This is a genomic window from Chryseobacterium foetidum, assembly GCF_025457425.1.
In the GTDB taxonomy this organism is placed as follows: Bacteria; Bacteroidota; Bacteroidia; order Flavobacteriales; family Weeksellaceae; genus Chryseobacterium; species Chryseobacterium foetidum.
The window spans coordinates 3,459,304-3,477,028 of the sequence record NZ_JAMXIA010000001.1 but is presented as its reverse complement, the minus strand read 5'-3'; the positions used below and the strand labels follow the sequence as shown (position 1 = coordinate 3,477,028).

Below are 17,725 nucleotides of genomic sequence, written 5' to 3'. Positions count from 1 at the left end.
ACCTGAGATTATTCTCAGGTTTCTTTTTGTCAAATAGTTTGTATTATCAAAGGTTCAATACTTTCAATTACCTATCTTGCAACTTTAAAAGCATCCCATGCCCCTAAAATTCTACCTCATCATCATAACCCTCCTCACCTTCCTTGCCTTCGGATGGGATAAGCGGCTGGCAAAAAACGGAAAGAAAAGAATAGCGGAAAGCGCCTTGCTTATGCTTACATTTTTGGGCGGTACTTTTGGAGCTCTGATCGGGATGACCTTCTTCAGACATAAATACGCAAAAAAAACATTTATCCTTAAACTGGTATTGGTGGTGGCTGTACAGTTGGCTCTTATTTTTCTTTTAAAAGAACACCTTACGGTTCAATAAATTTTAGAATGATATCAGCTATAAAACAAAAACAGGCAACCTCGTGAGGCAGCCTGTTTTTCATATATAATGTTGAGTTGGTGTCTTATTTGTAGTACACGGGACGCACATTCTCACGGCTGACGTTGCGGTAGGTTCGATTGATTTTTACCTTACCTGTCTTCATATCATCCACCAGTTCTACGTTGAAATTCTGCAATCCATAGATGATAGAATGGAAATCTGAACATCTCTGTTCTACTATAATTCTGCCTTCGGTCTGTACCAAAGCCAGCTGTGTCTCGCTGTCGAGTTCTAAAAATTGATCGTAAGTATACATTGTGAGTGGTTTGGTGTTTTACTAACAAGAACTATGCCTTGAATAGTAAAATGATGGTGATGTGGTATTTTTTGTTTGGGATTTGTTGGTGCGCGGTGCGGGGTTCGGGATACGAGATGCGGGATATGGGATGCGGGGTGCGAGGTGTTGGATGATTGATGATTGATGATTGATGTTTGATGATTGATGATTGATGATTACAATCGGATTATGTTGTCCGGAAAATACAATTCCTGTCTGACTATTTCTTTATTGATTGTCAATCTAATTATTTAGTTCAATTATAAATTTTATAGTGTGAAGTGTGTTTTATTACGATTGGCAGAAGAATCGCTTACAGTGACAAAGCAGGGGTCATTATTTAGATTAATTTCCCTGTTTATTCCTACATTTATATCTCATAAACACACCAATATGCAGCTCAGAACTACACTCAAAAAAGGAATTACGGTTCCCAGCCTGATTTTTATTGTCGGAATATGTCTGATTTCGGCTCTGTTTCCGGAAATGATGGATGCGCTTCTTACGGTAGTCAAAGGATTTATTTTTGTGAATCTGAACTGGATCTATGTTTGGGCGGTGACTATTTTCGTTGTGTTTCTGGTGTATATTATGACCGGAAAATACGGTAACATCCGTCTGGGCAGGAACGACAGTAAACCCGACTATTCTTTTTTCTCATGGCTGTCGATGCTTTTTGCAGCGGGAATGGGAATCGGACTGATGTATTTCAGTGTAGCAGAACCAATGCAACATTATTCCAACCCTATCTTTGAGGGCAAAGCTCCGGTACAGCGGGCACAGAATGCACAGCTTTACACCTTTTTTCACTGGGGCGTGCATGCGTGGGCAATTTATGGTGTCGTGGGTTTGGCACTCGCCTATTTTTCATACCGCTACCGTCTACCGCTATCTCTGCGAAGCTGTTTTTATCCTTTACTGAAAGATAAAATAAAAGGCAGATGGGGAAATATAATTGATGTTTTTGCACTCTGCAGTACTTTTTTCGGTATTACCACAACCCTCGGATTTGGCGTAGTGCAGATCAATTCAGGATTGGTGAAAATGAATATTCTTCCTGAAACAGGTTTTCTGTATCAGGCAGTTATTGTAGCAGTTTTGGTGAGCTTATCTGTATTATCAGCAGTCAGCGGCCTGGATAAAGGAGTGAAATTACTGAGTAAAATCAATATTATTGCGGTAGTTATTTTGCTGTTATTTGTGTTAATTGCAGGACCTACGGTTTATCTGGTCGGAAGTTTTACCGAAGGAATCGGAACCTATCTCAACAGCTTTTTCTCGCTCACTTTCAATACACACGTCTATGAAGAAGGAACACAGACCTGGTTTTATGACTGGACGATTCTGTACTGGGCATGGTGGATATCATGGTCGCCGTATGTGGGACTTTTTATCGCAAGGATTTCAAAAGGCCGCACCATCAGAGAATTTGTTTCCGCTGTTTTAATTCTTCCTACCCTTTTTAATTTTATCTGGATGTCGGTTTTCGGAAATACTGCGATCTGGCTGGATATGAATGGTGCTGAAGGTGCCTTGAGCGCAATGGCCAGCGATGCAGACGGACTTATGTTTAAGTTTTTGGAATACCTGCCTTTCACAGAATTGATGAGCCTTTTTGTGATCCTCATTATTTTAATTTTCTTCGTTACCTCTGCCGACAGCGGGATTTTTGTAATGAACAATATCGCCACAAAAAATGCCAGAATTTCTCCCAAATGGCAAACCGTCGGTTGGGGAATATTGCTCTCGGTACTCGCCCTCATGCTTTTGAATGCAGGCGGATTGGCAGCTTTGCAGAGCATGACCCTCATCACCGCCCTGCCCTTTTCTGTTATTATGCTTCTGTTCATTGTGAGTCTGGTTAAGGCTCTGATGATCGATAAAAATTATTACGAAAAAGATTTTGCCTCCACCACCGTTCCCTGGTCTGGGGAGCACTGGAAAGAAAGACTGAAGCAGATTGTCTCCTTTAAAGATGTGGCATCTGCAGATCAGTATATTGAAACTACCGCAAATGATGCTTTCGAAGATCTTTTAAACGAATTTAAAGCGAACGGAATCGATGCTAAAATTAATGCAGACGAAAATCCTAAACAACTGGAAATTGAGATCAGATATGACCTCATCAATAATTTCATCTACGGAGTAAGAAGTGAGTCTAAAATGGTATCTGAATTTCTCCTGAATGAAGAGAATCTGCCCGATGCCGAAGAAAACCGTGTCTATTTTCCAAAATCTTATTTTGGCGACAACAGGGAGGGTTATGATGTAAAATTATTCACCAAAAATGAACTGATCTCAGACGTGCTGAAACATTATGAACGCTTTATCGATATTATTTCCGAAGAGAAAAATACGATGTTTGTGAGCAGCGATGCGAATCATAGGTTTAAGTGAGGGGGTGCGGGAGGTTGGATGATTGATAATTGATAATTGATAATTGATGACTGATGACTGATGCGGGATGCGTGTTTCGGGGTGCGGGATGTGGGATGTGGGATGCGCGGTGTCGGATGATTGATGATTGATGATTGATGTGCGATGTGTGTTTCGGGATGCGGGAGGTTGTGTGATTGATAAATGATGATTGATAATTGATACGGGATGCGTGTTTCGAGGTGCGGGATGCGCGGTGTCGGATGATTGATGATTGATGATTGATGTGCGATGTGCGATGTATGTTTCGGGATGCGGGGGTTGGATGAGGGATGCTAGGTCACGTCCGTTCGGGGTGAAATTGAATTGACGAAACGCTTGACCCAGAAACTCTATTTTTAAATCCCGAATCCTGAACCTTGAATCGTAAATCTCGCATCATGAAGCTCGAATCTCGTATCCCGAAACTCGAACCTCGCATCCCGAAACTTGAACCCCGCATCACCAAACTCGAATCCCGCATCCCGAACCTTGAATCTTGAATCTTAAATCTTAAATCTCGCATCATAAACCCCGTATATCGTATCCCGCAGCACCAAACTCGAATCCCGCATCACGAAACTCGAATCCCGCATCACGAACCTTGAACTTTGAATCTTGAATCTTAAATCTCGCATCATGAAGCTCGAATCTATCCCGAAACTCGAATCCCGCATCACGAAACTCGAATCCCGCATCCCAAACCTTGAATCTTGAATCTTAAATCTCGCATCATGAACCCTCAATCCCGAACCCCGCATCCCGAATCCCGAATCACTTCGCCAATCGTATTCCCGTGAACTGCCACTGCAATCCTGTCGGGAAAAAATTACGGTAGGTTTTGCGGCTGTGGTCGGGCGGGGTGGCTTCTGAAGCTCCGCGGAGGACCATCTGATTGACCATAAATTTACCATTATACTCTCCTACTGCTCCGGCTTCTTTTTTAAATCCAGGATATGGAAGGTAGGCAGAATTGGTCCATTCCCAGCGTCTTCCCCAGTCGAAATGGTCGCTGGCAACCTCCCACTCTGCTTCTGTGGGCAGTCTCATGCCTTTCCATGATGCAAATGCTGAAGCTTCAAAAAAACTGATGTGACAGACAGGTTCTGAAAGATCAATTTCCTGTAATCCGTTAAATGTGTAATTCATCCAGACTCCGTCGACATTGTGCCAGTAGAGCGGTGAATGGGCACTGTTCATTTTAACCCAGTCCCAGCCCTCGGCATGCCAGTGTCTGAAATCTTTGTAACCTCCTTCAATCATAAATTCCAGGTATTCACGGTTGGTTACCGGTTCAGTGGAAATTTCATAATCATTGAGATAGACTTTATGTCCGCCCAGTTCGTTATCAAAACAGAATCCTTCACCTTTAAAACCAATATCATAAACACCTTCAGGGATCTGAATCATTTCTGCGGAAACTTCAGGGCGTTTTTCTCTCACTTGTTCATTGGTGTATGCGGGGAAGAGCGGGTTGTGTCCCAAAATATATTTGATGTCGGTGACCAACAGTTCCTGATGCTGTTCTTCGTGATTTAAACCTAATTGTACCAATGCTTCAAGTTCGTCTTTAAAAAAGCTGCTGTTGAGAAAATCATTCATGTGACCGTCTACATATTCACGGTATTTGAAAACATCAGCTACCGACGGACGGCTTAAATTTCCTCTGTCTGTGCGGATTACCCTCGCTCCTATTGTTTCATAATAGCTGTTAAAAACAAAATTATATTGTTCATCAAAAACTTTATAGTCCGGGAAATGGGGCAGCAACAAAAAGGTTTCAAAAAACCATGTAGTATGACCTAAATGCCATTTGGGCGGACTCACATCAACAATGGGCTGTACTACGTAATCTTCAGTTTCGAGGGGTCTGCAAATATCTACCGAACGGTTTCTGACTTGGGTAAATCTTTCGGAGGCCGTAAGATCCTGACCTCTTTTTTCAGCTGATATTGTTGTTTCCATTATTTTCAGTTTAATTTATTTTGTTTGGTGTAAATCTGAACACAGAGTTCACAGAGAATTTTTATTGCTAACTTTTGAAAGGTTCACTAAGCCGCTTTGCTCGTATAAGATCAATGAAGCTTGTTTTTAGTTATATTAAAATGACTGTCCGTAATTGATAATGACTTAATTTTACAGTTTGTTTGTCATTCCGTAGGAATTTCAACAGACTTAAAACAAAGCATTATAGATTCTTACAGAATGACAAAAACACTACATATTTTGCATTGTGGTAAAAAACGAACACTCGTATATTTAAGTGTTTATGCCCAATAAAATCCAGACACGGAGTTCACAATTTTTTTACTAAACTCTAATCAAGATATTAAAACTTATTTAAACAGTCCAAATTGAATCTACGAACCAGCCTTTGGAGTCTTTAATTTCGTCAACGATTCTGAACCATGATTTTTTAGCCATATTCTGAATGTCTTCAAGTGAAAATTTCTGTGAGATTTCCATATCAATCAATTCATTTTCTTTAAAACCGACTGTATGATTTCCAATATGAACTGTCTGGTCGAAACGACTCACTAAAAAGCTTCTGCAGGCTCCTGATGTAGGATCGTAGGTCTGATAATGTTCAAAATTCGTCAGAATAAAATCCGCATTGAGTTCACGGTTCATTCTTGCAAGAAGATTCAGATTGAATGCAGCAGTGATTCCTGCCCCGTCATTGTACGCTGCCAAAATAGTATGTGGATTTTTTTTCAGGTCAAAACCTGTTAACAGAAGATCACCGGGACTGAATCTTTTTCTTAATTCTGTACAGAAATTAACCGCTTCATCTTTGGACATATTTCCGATATTTCCACCAAGAAAAAGAACAACTTTTCTTCTTTCTGAAAGTTTCGTTGCTTCATCGAGCATATCAAAATAATCGCCTTCCAACGGAATAATATTCAGTGCAGGAATTTTTTCAGTGAGATTTTCTTTCAAAACAGATAATATGTTTCCTGAGATATCAATAGGCATGTAGTTAAAATCACAATCGAGATTACACAGATGTTCTAATAGAAATGATGATTTCATGGCATCGCCCGCTCCCAGCTCAATGAGGTCAAAAGGTGTTGAGTAATCAATAGAATCTGCTAATTCCTGGGTTTTATTTTTGAATATGTCCAGTTCACACTTCGTCAGGTAATATTCAGGCATAGCCATAATCTGCTGGAAGAGATGGTCGCCGTTTTTATCGTAAAAATATTTGGAAGAAAGTTTTTTGGGGTGGGCAGACAGACCTTCAAGTACATCTTTCAGGAAAGTCTGCGTTGGGCTTTTCTCAAGGAGAGGTGCCGTTTCGCAGGGTGAATTCATAATAATTTGATTTGGTTTATTTTTCAATGCAAGTATCTTGCCGAGGGTGATGTGAATTTGGAAATGTGGTATTTGGTTGGGTGCGGGGTGTTGGATGCGGGATGCGGGATGCGGGATGCGGGGTGCGAAGGTTAGAGAGTTTGAGAGTTTGAGAGTTTTTGGAGTTTTCGAATGCGGAGGGTTTGGGGTTTTTTTTTTGGATTTGTTTTTGGAGAAAATCTTTGAGTGGGCGTGATATAGAGTATGAACTTGGGAGTTTGAAGTATGAATGTGATCTGTGCGCGGCTACCTCATCTCACTTTTTGAATCGGTGTTGGCAAGCAATTTGTGTGTTTATCCTCAAAATCAAAACAATATGAAAACACCAGCGAAATTTGCACTTGGCATCGCAGCAGCGGTAGTGGTAGGTGGAATTACGGTACTTGGATTCCGGAAAAAGAAGCCACAGTCCCCCAAAACTTTTACAGCACCAGATGGAAACTTTTATGCTGAAGATCAAATCTACCGTACTATTGATAACCGGTATTTCAAAAACGGTAAAGAGGTTAAATACCAGACGCCTGCGCAAAGTATTGAAGATACCCACGGACATTTTGATCCGGCAAAAATTAAATCAGATTTTAAAAATCATGATGCTCCAAAACCTTCTGTAGATTACCACCAACGTGGAATCAGACACAGATAAAACAATACAGATTATTTTTTACTAAGAACTTTGGCTTTCGGAATTAACTGAAAGCCAAAGTTTTTTTTTTAAAATATAGTTCAACTGATTTTGCAGTTTAATTTAAATATTCAGAATTATGAATTTTTACACCATATTCGCTTCCTAAGTAGCGGGGATCGCCATGCTTTTCATACCAAAACCCATCCAAAACATTCTCCCTGATGCATCTGTAGACTGCAACTCCTTTAAAAATTTCACCCTCATCTCCTTCATATCTAAAATTGATAACTAAAATATCGTCTTTAAAAAAACCTTCTCCGTTTTGAGTATGATCGCCGATCGTCCATTCAGCGATGATCCGGTTGTTTTCGTCTGTGTCTAAAGTCAATATTCCCTGATAGGTAAAATCATCTTCCTCCACCTGATTGCTTCCCTGAATAATATAGCTGCCAACTAAATCGTGAACTGTCATTTTTTTGAAAATTAATGACTGCAAATGTAGGCAATTGTGATTATTGACTAATTGTAATTAATTAATAGCAATCATATCATATTCAGTTTTTTGTTTAAAATTGTGGAATTAATTAAATTTTAAACGAATGTCCGTACCTAGTAATAACTTAGATTTTAAAAGTTTGTTTGTCGCTTCGTAGGAATCTAAACTACTTTATTAAAGAATGTTGAGATTCCTACGGAATGACAAATTGACTGCTGATTTTGCATTATAATCAAAAATAGACAATCATATTTCCATATAAGTTTCGGCTAAAGCCTTATTTTCGTTTTTCATTATATAAATGGGCTAAAGCCCGTTTCTATTGAAATCATGAAATCTATAATTCCAGACTTTGGGTGTTTAATGATCTCAAATAGAAGAACAACGCGGCTTTCAAATGATGAAAACCGCGTTGTTTTAGAAAAAAATAAATAGGTAAATTATGTATTGAATTGATCTGTCAAAATCAATATCTTTTTTGGTTTAGTATAATACTGCAAGACTTTCTGCCGAGAAATTCTCGAGTTCTTCTGTTTTGTTGTCTTTGATTTTTAAAACCCATTCAGGATCCTGAAGGATTGCTCTTCCTACGGCTACAAGGTCAAAATCGCCTCTCTCAAGTCTGCGTGTCAGTTCAGAAAAATCGGTTTTCTTTTCTGTTCCTTCTCCTGCGAAAGCTTTCATAAAATCGCCATCAAGACCTACAGAACCTACTGTAATGGTTGGCTGACCTGTAATTTTCTTTGCCCAACCTGCAAAATTCAGATCAGAACCTTCAAATTCTTCTTCCCAAAATCTTCTCTGTGAACAGTGGAAAATATCGACTCCTGCTTCTTTTAATGGCAACAGCCACTCCTCCATTTCCGTAGGCGTATTAGCGATTCTTGCCGTGTAATCCTGCTGTTTCCATTGAGAAAGTCTTAAAATAATAGTGAATTCCTCCCCAACTGCTGCCCTGATCGCTTTTACAACATCTACAGCAAAACGGTTTCTCTCCGCAATGGTTTTTCCACCGTATTCATCGGTTCTTGTATTGGTTCCTTCCCAGAAAAACTGGTCAATTAAATATCCATGTGCTCCGTGTATTTCCAAAACATCGAAGCCTAAATCTTTGGCAGCCTTCGCAGATTCTGCAAATTTGGCGATGGTGTCTTTAATGTCTTCCAATGTCATAGTGGAAGCTTTTTCCATTTCTACCAAAGGATAGTCTTCTGAACTTCTGGTATCTCCAACGTGCCAGATCTGTGGTCCCATTTTTCCGCCATTTTCGTGTACAGCATCAATTACATTTTTCCAGCCTTTTAATGCTTCAGTTCCGTAGAAATCCGGGATATTCTGAATGTTTTTTGAAGCCGGTCTGTCGATTACAGTTCCTTCAGAAAGAATTAATCCAACTTCAGCTTCTGCTCTTCTTGCATAATAATCTGCTATCTTCTGTGTCGGAACTCCATTGTCAGATTGTGCTCTGGTCATCGGAGCCATGACGATTCTGTTTTTGAGTTCTAAATTTTTGTATGTAAATGGTTTAAATAACGATTGTGTGCTCATTTTCTTGAATGTTTTCTAATTGTTACACAAAGTAACTAATAATAGTTTGTATTTGTATCTTACAAGTGTAAAAAAGTGGTAACTTTGCAGTAACATTTGATAGTAACTTAAAAGTAACCGAATGTATAAATCAACAACAGGCGATTTTAATGAGTTTAGTATGTTATTATTCAGATGAAAATCAGATTATTAATAAAAACTTTAAAAGTTAATTAATAACTTAGCACTACAACAACTAAAACTAAACTAAAATCTGTATTATTATGAAAAAGAATGAACTGATGGCATACAGCTGTCCGCTCGGGAAAGCGATGGCGGCATTGGGAAGTAAGTGGAAACCCATTATCGTGCTGGTGATTAAAGACCGCAAACTTAGGTTTGGTGAGCTTGCCGCACGCATCAATGTGATTTCCAGGAAGGTGCTTACAGATCAGCTGAGAGAGATGGAAACCGATGGTCTGGTCATTCGCGAGGAGTTTAAGGAGATCCCGCCGCGGGTGGAATATTCGCTGACTGAAAAGGGCTTGGCTCTTTTGCCTATCATGTTTCAGCTTGAAGAATGGGAAGCAAAATATCCCGATAAAAAGTATGATAAAGACTGTATTGTTACAGCATAAATAATAAAATGAAAGACCGCTTAATTTGAGCGGTCTTTCTTCTGTTTACTATTTTAATTGTCCTGCAATTCTCTCATCCTTTCCTGCAAAAGCTCCGGATCTGAAAGTGCTTCCATACCTATAAGAGAAATATAGAAAATCATAAATGCTAAAAACAGCGCTCCTAAGACCAAACCTATAATAGCCAGTATTCTTCCGGTATTCAGGTTGCTGTAGTTGTTGTAGAGTTGCGGATCTTTCATGTAAAGTTTCTTGTCTTTACTGTACAAGATCAGTGCGATTACGCCACAGATGATACCGGGAATTCCGTAACAGATACATGATACAAGTGATAAAATTCCTAAGACCAAAACTGCCGTAGCATTTGGTAAACTTTGTTGATTCATATTTATAAAGTGTTTAAATTTTTATTTGATTAAAATCTGACAGCGAAAAAGATTAAGTTTAGAGTTAATGAAATTATTCACTCTCCTTAAATCTTTTTTTTCTCATCAAAAGAAAGACCGCAATTAAGCGGTCTTCCAGTTAATATTATTATTTTTCTTTAATTAGCCTCTTCCCATGTTGGTGATTCCACGCATCTGTTCCATGTAACCTTCCCAGCCGATGGTAGCAAGAATGTATACGAAATACAAAAGCTGAATAGCTCCTAAAACCAATCCGATGATGCATAAAATTCTACCGGTATTCAGATTGTTGAAATCTGTGTACGAAGCAGGATTCTGATCATACAAAACTTTGTCTTTTTTGTATAAGTTCATCCCTATTAAACCGCAGATTACTCCGACGAGACCAGTACAGCAGCATGTTCCTACGATTGATACGATTCCTAAAACCAACACCGTGGTTGCATTTGGTAATTTTTGTTGTTCCATAATAAATTTGTGTAATAGTTTAAATTCGTTTATAAAAATAAGAAATTACCATGATTAGTGCATTAAGTATTCCTAAAATAACCAAAATATTTCCGTAGTTTCTTTTTCGGTCTACAAACGTGAGAATTACGGTCATAAAAAAGAGCAAAAGCGTATATACCGCCGGAAACATATGGAAAGCTTCCACAAATTTCCCTTGAAAAACCAATACAATTGCCCTTTGGGTGCCACATCCGAAACATTCTATTCCTAAAAATTTCTTGCTCGGACAGGATAACATGTATTCTTCAATTTTCATTTTTGAGGCTGAGGTTAAGGTTGAGGCTAAGGTTGAGGATGGAAGTTGTATTTTAATTATAATTTTGCGCGGAGATACTGGTGGGGAAAGAAGCAGTCTTTGTGAGCTGCAAACGAACTCTGTACTGCCAGAAACGGATTCCTCAGAATTTCTCTTGCCACAAAAATAAGATCTGCTTCATTTTGTCCCATAATATACTCGGCCTGTTCGGCGCTTGTGATTAATCCAACAGTTCCTGTTTTTACATCCGCTTCTTTTTTCACCTGACCCGATAAATGAACCTGATACAATGGTTTAACTTCAATTTTTGCACCGTGAATATTTCCACCACTTGAAACATCTATTAAATCAACGCTGTGATCTTTAAGAACTTTTGCAAGAGCTACACTGTCTTCAATATCCCAACCGTTTTCCGCATATTCTGTTCCTGAAATTCTTACAAACAATGCAACATTTTCATTCAGTATTTCATTGACAGCATCTACTATTTCAAGTAAAAAACGGCTTCTGTTTTCAAAACTCCCGCCATATTCATCCGTTCTTACATTGGAAAGCGGTGAAAGAAACTGATGAGCCAAATAGCCGTGTGCCGCGTGAATTTCAATTACATCAAAACCTGCATCTACAGCTTTTTTCGCAGCAATTTTAAAATTCTGAACCTGCTCTTTAATTTCCTCAACACTTAAAACATGAGGGATTCTCTCAGTCGGGTGATAAGGAATTGGGCTTGGAGCTAATGTTTCCCAGCCTTCTTCGAGAGAAATCTGTTTGTTTTCCCATGTAGAACCTTTTCGTCCTGCATGTGCCAGCTGAATTCCTATTTTGGATTCTGTATTCTGATGCACGAAATCAACGATTCGTTTCAATGCATTTGCCTGCTCATCATTCCAGATTCCCATGCAGTGATTGGTGATCCTGCCTTTTGGCTCCACGGCGGTGGCTTCCACGAAGATTAGTCCGGTTCCGCCCTGGGCACGGCTTACGTAATGTACAAAGTGGAAGTCATTGGCAAGTCCGTTATCGCTGCTGTACATGCACATTGGCGACATTACCCAGCGGTTTTTCAGTTCTACATTTCTGAAGTTGATTGGTGTGTATAACATGAAGTTTTGTTTTAAAAATTTAAAAATACGAAATAAGAGTGAAAGTTGGGGAATTTGTTGGAAGATGGAAGGCGGGAGATGGAAGATTCAAGGTTTAAGGTTTAAGGTTTAAGGTTTAAGGTTTAAGGTTTAAAATTGTTGAACCCTGCGGGTTCTGTTTCATGTAAGTGTTCTTTAACCATAGGTTTCACCTATGGTTATTCATATTAAACCCTACGGGTCTGATACGCAAGTGATGTGATGAGTAGGAATTTTTGTAATGCTAATTATTTTGAAGCTCCTCGCATTATATAATTGATAAGAACAATTCATGAACATTGAATATTGAATTTTAAATATTGAATAATCTCTGAGATATTTTGCCAGCCTTGAAAATTGTTTTACTTTTAGCTCCCTTTATTTAATTTGAATGAAAAAAGATTTTCAGATCAGTTTTGAGCACTTTACAGCACAAAACGAGTTGACCGAAAGCGAAATTTCCCTTTTGGAAGCTGCTAAAAAAGCACGGGAAAATGCATACGCTCCCTACTCCCATTTTTTGGTGGGCTGCGCTGTGCTTCTTGAAAACGGTGAAATATTTTCAGGCAACAATCAGGAAAATGCTGCATTTCCATCGGGTCTTTGTGCTGAGCGAACGGCCATTTACTGGGTGGCTGCCAATTTTCCGAATGAGAAAATCAGTAAAATTTTTGTTGTGGGCGGTCCGAGAAAATCTACAGAAAAAACACCTCCTATTCCACCGTGTGGCAACTGCCGTCAGAGTTTAATGGAATACGAAACGAAACAGAACCAGAATATTGAGATCTATTTTGCGAGTCTTACAGATGAAATTTATAAGGTGAGTTCCGTGAAAGATTTGCTTCCGTTTTATTTTGATTCCAGCTTTTTGTAGATTCTGTAAAAAAGTCATTCCTAAATTATCAATTTCTCATTGTCAGTTCTTATTTAAAAGCTTAAATTTGCAACGTTTTAAAAAGGGAATTCGGTGTGAATCCGAAGCAGACCCGCTACTGTAAGTATTTTTCTGAAATTCAGAAAATATAAGTCAGATACCTTTCTAAAGCATTTTTTTGATGAAGCTTTCGTGGAATGAAGCGCAGTCGGTCTCTTTTCCTTTTTGCATTACGCAAAACAGGTTATTACCTTCTACCTTTTCATTCACAGCGATTCTTACTGATTTGATTTGAACTGAATGAAATATTTTTACTCTTCCGCATTGCTTGTGATGCTCGCCAGCCCTTCTTCTGTTTTTGCCCAAAACACAGAAAATGACAGTATTGAAACTACAGTTATCAGGGATATTATCTTCAACAGAAAGCGACAGGAAACAGGGGTAATTTCTTCACAAAAACTTTCAGGAACTGAACTTGAGAAGCTCAACAGTACTTCTGTTGCGGATGCTGTACGCTATTTTTCCGGAATTCAGGTGAAGGATTATGGTGGAATTGGCGGTATGAAAACAGTAAATATCCGTGCGATGGGAACGCAGCATGTTGGGGTTTTCTACGATGGAATTCCTATTGGCAATGCTCAAAACGGAACCGTTGACCTTGGAAGATTTTCTTTAGATAACTTAGAATCCATCTCACTTTATAACGGACAGAAAAGCGAAATTTTTCAGGCAGCCAAAGACTTTGGTTCTTCGGGATCTATTTACTTGCGAAGCAGAACTCCGGTTTTTTCAGGTTCAAAGAAAACGAATGTCAATTTTAATTACCGCTCGGGATCTTTTGGTGTGGTAAATCCTTCCATCTTATTAGAGCAGAAACTGACGGAGAACATCAGTATTTCTTTAAATACAGAATATCTTACAGGTCATGGACGGTATAAATTTCATCAAAAAGTTGCCTTACCCGACGGAAGTCTGGGTTGGGAACGAAGCGGCATCAGAGAAAACGGTGACATCGAATCCCTCCGTGCTGAAGCCGGTGTTTTCGGAAAAATCAACAACGGAATCTGGAAACTCAAAGGTTACTACTACGATTCTGAAAGAGGTGTTCCGGGAGCAATCATCAGAAACGGAGATATTTCATCAAGCCGACAATGGGATAAAAACTTTTTTGTACAGGGAAGTTTCGAGAAGGAAATTTCGTCCAAATACAAGTTTCAGATCAATTCTAAATTTGCTGATGATTATACAAGATATTACAATGACAATCCCGGAGGAACGCCACTTTTTATTGACAATATTTACAAGCAACAGGAATTTTATGTTTCTACAGCACAACAGTATTCCCCGTATAAATTCTGGAAGATCAATCTTTCGGCAGATTATCAATACAATACTTTGGATGCCAACTTACGTCAGTTTGCGTACCCTCAAAGACATACCGAACTGATTGCTTTGGCTACACAGTTTGATTTCAATAAATTTAAAATTCAGGGAAGTGTTTTGGGAACTTTTGTTCAGGAGAAAATTGAAAACACTACATTTTCCGTTCCTCAAAACCGTTCGGAATTTACACCGACTGTGTTCGCTTCCTATCAGCCGTTTGCAGCAGATTTCAAATTCCATGGTTTTTATAAAAGAATTTTCAGAATGCCAACTTTTAATGATCTGTACTACGCAGAAGTCGGAAGTTCGGAGCTGAAACCTGAATTTACCAATCAGTACGATTTAGGTTTTACCTTTAATAAAGATTTTGAAACAGGCGTTTTACAGAATATTAATATCATCGCTGATGCTTATTACAACAGGGTTCAGGATAAAATTATCTCTTATCCGAAAGGCCAGCAGTTCCGCTGGACAATGACGAATCTGGGTGAAGTTGAAATTAAAGGCGCAGATGTTTCGGCACAGGCGATCTGGCTGCTTTCTGAAAATCTGTTATTCAGCAGCCGTTTTACCTATACTTTTACAGAAGCTTTAAATATCACAAAAAGCAACATTACTTCTTATTACAGAAATCAGATTCCATATACTGCAAAGCACAACGGAAGCATGCTGTTGGGGCTTACTTACAAAGACTGGCAGCTGAATTACAGCTACATCTATGTAGGCGAGCGTTACAATATGTCTGAGAATATTCCAGAAAATTATGAGCAGCCATGGTACAGCAGTGATATTTCGGGTACACGTGAATTTAAACTTAAGGGCTGGAAATTCAGACTCGGACTTGAGGTGAATAATCTTTTAGACCAAAACTACAGCGTGATTAAAAATTATCCTATGCCGGGCAGAAATTACAGGGTTAATTTGAGAGTCAACTTTTAAAAGCAGAATTTAAAAATGAAAAATATACAGATACTTTTAGCTTTTCTTTTTATTCTCAGCATTCATTCTTGTAGAGAAGATTACGATTATATCAATTACGGAGCAACGGTTTCGGGAGTTCAGGAACCTGAAAACATCAACATTAAAGGGCTTTATGTATTGAATGAAGGAAATATGGGCAGCAACAAAGCTTCAATAGATTTCTTTGATTACACCACGGGAGCTTTCACCAAAAATTATTACAATGCCCAGAACCCAAATGTTGTTAACAGCCTTGGCGACGTGGGAAATGACATTAAAGTGTATAAGGATAAACTGTATGCAGTAATTAATCTTTCAAATTTTGTTGAAGTGATGGATGCCAAAACGGCAAAACACATCGGCGAGATAAAAATTCCAAACTGTAGGTACATTAATTTTCATGGCAATTATGCTTATATCACATCTTATGGAGGTGCGGTAGGCGTATCGCAGCCTGGTTATGTGGTAAAAGTGGATGTAAATACTTTGCAAATCGTAGGTCAGGTTAATGTTGGGAAACAGCCGGATGAACTTGAGGTGGTAGGCGATAAATTATACGTTGCCAACTCCGGCGGGTACAGCTATCCCGATTATGACAACACGGTTTCTGTAATTGATCTTAACACTTTTACGGAGATTAAAAAAATTCCTGTTGCCATCAATTTAAGTAAAATTAAAAAAGATGATACCGGAAAACTGTGGGTGACTTCAAGAGGCAATTTCGGAAATATTCCTGCTAAAACTTATGTTTTAAATCCTCAGAACGATCAGGTTGTAAAAGAAATAAATCTGCATATCAGTGATTTTTCAATTATCGAAAACAGGCTTTATTATTTCAGTTACGAATATACTTCCAGTGGAACATCAAGCGGCTACGGAATTATCAATACCGATACTTTTGCACAAACGAGCAGCAATTTCATCACAGACGGAACTCAGTCTCAAATTGTAATTCCTTACGGTATCGCTGCCAATCCTGAAAACGGGGATATTTTTATTGGTGATGCCAAAGATTACACTTCATCCGGCGAGCTTTTCTGCTACAACAAATTCGGAAAACTGAAATGGAAAGTACAGACCGGCGATATTCCGGGACATTTAACTTTTTTATACAAATAATTTAAAATCAAAAATAATTCAAGAAAAATGAAACAATTTTACTCAAAATTTTTAAGACTAAGCTTCACAGTCGCAGGATTCGCATTGATGTCTGCACAATACTCAAACGGGTATATCGTGGCTAATGAAGGTAATTACGGTACGCCAAACGGAGAAATTTCCTATATCGATGCCAATAATAACCTAACGAACAACGTATACAGTTTAGCCAATAATGGTGAGGCTTTGGGGGATATTTTGCAGTCAATTTATTTTAATGCAGACAAATCTTATCTGGTTTTGAACAATTCAAACAAAATAGTTGTTGCCAACAGATCAAGCTTTTTAAAATCTGCGACTATTACCAGTAACATAGACAGACCTAGATCTACTACGATTGCCAACGGGAAGATTTTTACAACCAATGCGGGAGATTATGCTGATGCGGTACATTACGTTTCTGTACACGATGCAACTACTTTAGCGTATATCACCAGCATTCCTTTAAGTGAGGAGCCTGAAGAACTCGTAACGGCAAATGGGAAAGTTTATGTAAACAAATCTTCCTTCAGAGCCGGAAACAGCATTGAAGTAATCAACCCAGCCACTAATGCAATCACAAGCACTATCACGTTGAGCCCGGGATTACAGTCTATCATTGTCGTTGGAAACGATATTTTTGCATTATGTATAGGATCTGCGGGATCTACAGTATACAAAATCAATACTACAACAGATACAGTAACTTCAAGCATAACAAATGCTGCGGTGTTACCTGCTAGCCAATATGACGGATTAAAATTCACAACAGACGGAACAAAACTGTTTATTGCAGGAGGAACCAATGTATATTCTTTGAATACAGATTTGGCAACTTTCAGCAGTACGCCAATTTTCACTACGGCCGCTAGCGGATACAGCGGTGATTTCTATGGTTTTGCAGCAATCGACGGGAAAATTTTTCAGGGAAATGCTAATGACTATATTAACAATTCTACATTAAATGTTTACAACCAAACCGGAACACTATTAAATACATTTACCACCACAAGATCAATCAACAATATTTACAAGAATGTATTTGTTCCCGGAAGTCTTGCAACAGCTGAGACGAAAGTAAATAATGTGATTTCAATCTATCCAAACCCAGTTTCAGATATTCTATATGTGAAAAATGCTGACGGAGCGCAGTTTAAAATTGTTGATCTTTCAGGAAGAATCGTAAAATCCGGTGTTTATCAAAACGGAATCACAGTTTCAGGCTTAAATAAAGGAAATTATATCATTCAGATTTCAGGAAAAAACATTCAGACAATTGAGAAATTCATCATTAAATAATTGAATA

Annotated in this window: 17 protein-coding genes and 1 riboswitch; of the genes, 8 read left to right on the top strand and 9 right to left on the bottom strand. The window is 38.6% G+C overall.

Annotation, left to right across the window (positions count from 1 at the left end; translation table 11 throughout):
• Positions 1 to 97 precede the first annotated feature (97 nt).
• Positions 98 to 370 (top strand): DUF1294 domain-containing protein, encoded by a 273-nt coding sequence (locus tag NG809_RS16110; protein WP_262152293.1) that lies wholly within the window; start codon positions 98 to 100, stop codon positions 368 to 370.
• Between the two features lie 85 nt (positions 371 to 455).
• Here NG809_RS16110 and NG809_RS16105 read toward each other — a convergent pair whose 3' ends face one another.
• A complete protein-coding gene (locus NG809_RS16105; protein WP_262152292.1) occupies positions 456 to 689 on the bottom strand; it encodes a hypothetical protein in 234 nt (77 codons plus the stop codon).
• Between the two features lie 414 nt (positions 690 to 1,103).
• Between NG809_RS16105 and NG809_RS16100 the strand changes: the two genes are divergently transcribed.
• A complete protein-coding gene (locus tag NG809_RS16100; RefSeq protein ID WP_262152291.1) occupies positions 1,104 to 3,107 on the top strand; it encodes a BCCT family transporter in 2,004 nt (667 codons plus the stop codon).
• 792 nt (positions 3,108 to 3,899) lie between these two features.
• On the opposite strand, the gene egtB is transcribed toward NG809_RS16100, so the two are convergent.
• Both egtB and egtD read right to left on the bottom strand, forming a co-directional pair.
• A complete protein-coding gene (gene egtB / locus NG809_RS16095; protein WP_262152290.1) occupies positions 3,900 to 5,090 on the bottom strand; it encodes an ergothioneine biosynthesis protein EgtB in 1,191 nt (396 codons plus the stop codon).
• Positions 5,091 to 5,465: 375 nt separating this feature from the next.
• Complete coding sequence (gene egtD / locus NG809_RS16090; protein WP_262152289.1) at positions 5,466 to 6,443, bottom strand: L-histidine N(alpha)-methyltransferase; 978 nt, start codon at positions 6,441 to 6,443, stop codon at positions 5,466 to 5,468.
• A gap of 355 nt (positions 6,444 to 6,798) precedes the next feature.
• Here egtD and NG809_RS16085 point away from each other — a divergent pair, with 355 nt between their 5' ends.
• On the top strand, positions 6,799 to 7,128 hold the full coding sequence (locus NG809_RS16085; protein WP_262152288.1) for a hypothetical protein: 330 nt from the start codon (positions 6,799 to 6,801) through the stop codon (positions 7,126 to 7,128).
• 97 nt (positions 7,129 to 7,225) lie between these two features.
• Here NG809_RS16085 and NG809_RS16080 read toward each other — a convergent pair whose 3' ends face one another.
• Positions 7,226 to 7,582, bottom strand: coding sequence for a hypothetical protein (locus tag NG809_RS16080; RefSeq protein WP_262152287.1), 357 nt, complete (start codon positions 7,580 to 7,582; stop codon positions 7,226 to 7,228).
• A gap of 507 nt (positions 7,583 to 8,089) precedes the next feature.
• Positions 8,090 to 9,154, bottom strand: coding sequence for an NADH:flavin oxidoreductase (locus tag NG809_RS16075; protein ID WP_262152286.1), 1,065 nt, complete (start codon positions 9,152 to 9,154; stop codon positions 8,090 to 8,092).
• A gap of 263 nt (positions 9,155 to 9,417) precedes the next feature.
• On the opposite strand from NG809_RS16075, the gene NG809_RS16070 reads away from it, so the two are divergent.
• Positions 9,418 to 9,771, top strand: a complete 354-nt coding sequence (locus NG809_RS16070; RefSeq protein ID WP_262152285.1) for a winged helix-turn-helix transcriptional regulator — start codon at positions 9,418 to 9,420, stop codon at positions 9,769 to 9,771.
• Positions 9,772 to 9,824: 53 nt separating this feature from the next.
• Here NG809_RS16070 and NG809_RS16065 read toward each other — a convergent pair whose 3' ends face one another.
• The 4 genes from NG809_RS16065 to NG809_RS16050 all read right to left on the bottom strand — a co-directional run bounded on the left by NG809_RS16065 (position 9,825) and on the right by NG809_RS16050 (position 12,047).
• A complete protein-coding gene (locus tag NG809_RS16065; RefSeq protein WP_262152284.1) occupies positions 9,825 to 10,157 on the bottom strand; it encodes a CCC motif membrane protein in 333 nt (110 codons plus the stop codon).
• Between the two features lie 162 nt (positions 10,158 to 10,319).
• On the bottom strand, positions 10,320 to 10,646 hold the full coding sequence (locus NG809_RS16060; RefSeq protein WP_262152283.1) for a CCC motif membrane protein: 327 nt from the start codon (positions 10,644 to 10,646) through the stop codon (positions 10,320 to 10,322).
• Between the two features lie 19 nt (positions 10,647 to 10,665).
• Complete coding sequence (locus NG809_RS16055; RefSeq protein ID WP_262152282.1) at positions 10,666 to 10,944, bottom strand: DUF2752 domain-containing protein; 279 nt, start codon at positions 10,942 to 10,944, stop codon at positions 10,666 to 10,668.
• Between the two features lie 56 nt (positions 10,945 to 11,000).
• On the bottom strand, positions 11,001 to 12,047 hold the full coding sequence (locus NG809_RS16050; RefSeq protein ID WP_262152281.1) for an NADH:flavin oxidoreductase/NADH oxidase: 1,047 nt from the start codon (positions 12,045 to 12,047) through the stop codon (positions 11,001 to 11,003).
• Positions 12,048 to 12,456: 409 nt separating this feature from the next.
• On the opposite strand from NG809_RS16050, the gene cdd reads away from it, so the two are divergent.
• The 4 genes from cdd to NG809_RS16030 all read left to right on the top strand — a co-directional run bounded on the left by cdd (position 12,457) and on the right by NG809_RS16030 (position 17,718).
• Positions 12,457 to 12,939: a cytidine deaminase gene (gene cdd / locus NG809_RS16045; RefSeq protein ID WP_262152280.1), complete on the top strand. Its 483-nt coding sequence runs from the start codon at positions 12,457 to 12,459 to the stop codon at positions 12,937 to 12,939.
• 47 nt (positions 12,940 to 12,986) lie between these two features.
• Positions 12,987 to 13,122: riboswitch (cobalamin riboswitch) on the top strand.
• A gap of 117 nt (positions 13,123 to 13,239) precedes the next feature.
• Positions 13,240 to 15,261 carry a TonB-dependent receptor plug domain-containing protein gene (locus tag NG809_RS16040; RefSeq protein ID WP_262152279.1) on the top strand — a complete coding sequence of 674 codons (2,022 nt, stop codon included), beginning with the start codon at positions 13,240 to 13,242 and terminating at the stop codon, positions 15,259 to 15,261.
• A 15-nt stretch (positions 15,262 to 15,276) separates the two neighbouring features.
• Positions 15,277 to 16,401 carry a YncE family protein gene (locus NG809_RS16035; RefSeq protein WP_262152278.1) on the top strand — a complete coding sequence of 375 codons (1,125 nt, stop codon included), beginning with the start codon at positions 15,277 to 15,279 and terminating at the stop codon, positions 16,399 to 16,401.
• A gap of 27 nt (positions 16,402 to 16,428) precedes the next feature.
• Entirely contained in the window at positions 16,429 to 17,718 is a 1,290-nt protein-coding gene (locus NG809_RS16030) for a T9SS type A sorting domain-containing protein (protein WP_262152277.1), read from the top strand.
• Positions 17,719 to 17,725: the final 7 nt, after the last annotated feature.

Bases quoted from the DNA above. Each gene is read 5' to 3' on its own strand.
- NG809_RS16110 (WP_262152293.1), top strand. From the start codon at position 98: ATGCCCCTAAAATTCTACCTCATCATCATAACCCTCCTCACCTTCCTT.
- NG809_RS16105 (WP_262152292.1), bottom strand. From the start codon at position 689: ATGTATACTTACGATCAATTTTTAGAACTCGACAGCGAGACACAGCTG.
- NG809_RS16100 (WP_262152291.1), top strand. From the start codon at position 1,104: ATGCAGCTCAGAACTACACTCAAAAAAGGAATTACGGTTCCCAGCCTG.
- egtB (WP_262152290.1), bottom strand. From the start codon at position 5,090: ATGGAAACAACAATATCAGCTGAAAAAAGAGGTCAGGATCTTACGGCC.
- egtD (WP_262152289.1), bottom strand. From the start codon at position 6,443: ATGAATTCACCCTGCGAAACGGCACCTCTCCTTGAGAAAAGCCCAACG.
- NG809_RS16085 (WP_262152288.1), top strand. From the start codon at position 6,799: ATGAAAACACCAGCGAAATTTGCACTTGGCATCGCAGCAGCGGTAGTG.
- NG809_RS16080 (WP_262152287.1), bottom strand. From the start codon at position 7,582: ATGACAGTTCACGATTTAGTTGGCAGCTATATTATTCAGGGAAGCAAT.
- NG809_RS16075 (WP_262152286.1), bottom strand. From the start codon at position 9,154: ATGAGCACACAATCGTTATTTAAACCATTTACATACAAAAATTTAGAA.
- NG809_RS16070 (WP_262152285.1), top strand. From the start codon at position 9,418: ATGAAAAAGAATGAACTGATGGCATACAGCTGTCCGCTCGGGAAAGCG.
- NG809_RS16065 (WP_262152284.1), bottom strand. From the start codon at position 10,157: ATGAATCAACAAAGTTTACCAAATGCTACGGCAGTTTTGGTCTTAGGA.
- NG809_RS16060 (WP_262152283.1), bottom strand. From the start codon at position 10,646: ATGGAACAACAAAAATTACCAAATGCAACCACGGTGTTGGTTTTAGGA.
- NG809_RS16055 (WP_262152282.1), bottom strand. From the start codon at position 10,944: ATGAAAATTGAAGAATACATGTTATCCTGTCCGAGCAAGAAATTTTTA.
- NG809_RS16050 (WP_262152281.1), bottom strand. From the start codon at position 12,047: ATGTTATACACACCAATCAACTTCAGAAATGTAGAACTGAAAAACCGC.
- cdd (WP_262152280.1), top strand. From the start codon at position 12,457: ATGAAAAAAGATTTTCAGATCAGTTTTGAGCACTTTACAGCACAAAAC.
- NG809_RS16040 (WP_262152279.1), top strand. From the start codon at position 13,240: ATGAAATATTTTTACTCTTCCGCATTGCTTGTGATGCTCGCCAGCCCT.
- NG809_RS16035 (WP_262152278.1), top strand. From the start codon at position 15,277: ATGAAAAATATACAGATACTTTTAGCTTTTCTTTTTATTCTCAGCATT.
- NG809_RS16030 (WP_262152277.1), top strand. From the start codon at position 16,429: ATGAAACAATTTTACTCAAAATTTTTAAGACTAAGCTTCACAGTCGCA.